General features: G+C 39.3%; 1 protein-coding gene. It reads left to right on the forward strand.

Annotation, left to right across the window (positions count from 1 at the left end):
- A partial coding sequence (locus ADG81_RS10060; protein WP_152902945.1) for a DUF1542 domain-containing protein occupies positions 1 to 1,288 on the forward strand: 1,288 nt, incomplete at its 5' end.
- Positions 1,289 to 1,498 lie beyond the last annotated feature (210 nt).

Here is a 1,498-nt window from a genome sequence, read left to right on the forward strand (position 1 = left end):
AGTAGAAGCAGCCCAATCCAAAGGCGAAACAGCAATCAAAGCAGTGAATCCAGTCGGCAAAGAAAAAGCGTTAGACGCGATTCAAAAAGTTGCAGAAGAAAAAATTGCAGAAATCGATAAGAATGATAAATTATCAGCAGAAGAAAAAGCCGCAGCCAAAGCAGAGGTAGCTAAAGCAGCTACCGAAGCAGTAGAAGCCATTAAAAAAGCAGATACACAAGCCGCAGTAGAAGCAGCCCAATCCAAAGGCGAAACAGCAATCAAAGCAGTGAATCCAGTTGGAAAAGCCACAGCCAAAGCAGCAATTGATAAAGCTTTAGCGGAAAAAGAAAAAGCCATTGATGCAAGAACTGACTTAACAGATGCAGAAAAAGAAGTTGCTAAGAAATCAGTAAGAGCAGAAGCTGAATCAGCTAAGAAAGCAATCGATAATGCAACAGATAGTGAAGCAGTAGAGAAAGCTTTAAGAACATTCTTATACCAAATCGATCAAGAATCATTAGTTTATAATCGCCCAACTTTCAACCTTGAAGCATACATTCAAGCATCAATTACAGGAGTTGTAAAAGTTGAACGTGGAAAAGCAATTACTCAAGCTGATATCATTTCAAAACTAAGCTTACCAGAGAATGTTACAGTGATTAGCATAGACTTACCTGATACAAATACATTAGGTGATAAGTTTGCTAAAGTAATGTTAAGATTACCAGATGGAACAGAAGTAACTGTAAAAGTACCGGTTAGAGTTGTTGCTTCACAAAATGGGGATTCTAAACCAGAAACTGCTCTTCCAGATTATGGTAGAAATAACGGAGCTACTAACACTGAAACGAAAGTGGATAAAGCTAAGTTAGAAGGCGCTATTCGTCAATTAGATGAACTAATCATCCAAGAGTCAACTAGGCTTGATGCAGCAACTGCACTAGAAGCGACTGCATTATTAGCAGAAGCTAAAGCAGTATTTGCCAATGCAAAAGCAAGTCAAGCAGAAGTGGATGCAATGGTGAAACGTATCGAAGACTTCATGGCGAAAGTTGCTTCATCGACTAATCATGCAACGTCAGCTAATGACCAAGCTGATCAAACGCCAGCTGTAGCCCCAGCTACTACTCAAGTAGCAAATGCTAGCCAAACAGCATCAGCACAAGCAAATGCGCGTACAGCAACTAAAGAATTGCCAAATACAGGCACAGCAGATTCTACTGTAGCTATGGTAGCAGCTGTAGCAAGTGCATTACTTGGTCTTGGTCTTGCAGGTCGTCGTCGTAAAGAAGATGAAGAAGCTTAATTGGTAGATTGTTTGATAATTATCAGATGGTAAATCCGATTTTCAAAGCTTAGACAAGTACCTCTCATAAGAAAATCTCCTAGCAGGAAATCCTGCTAGGAGATTTTTTGTTAATTATAGTATAGTGAAATGAAACTGGAAAAGTACGATATAAATTCTGGCTCTTTGTCAACTGTAGTGGGTTGAATAAAAGCTAAAACCGAGAAAGGA

The organism is Streptococcus pseudopneumoniae (assembly GCF_001070815.1).
Lineage (GTDB): Bacteria > Bacillota > Bacilli > Lactobacillales > Streptococcaceae > Streptococcus > Streptococcus pseudopneumoniae_P.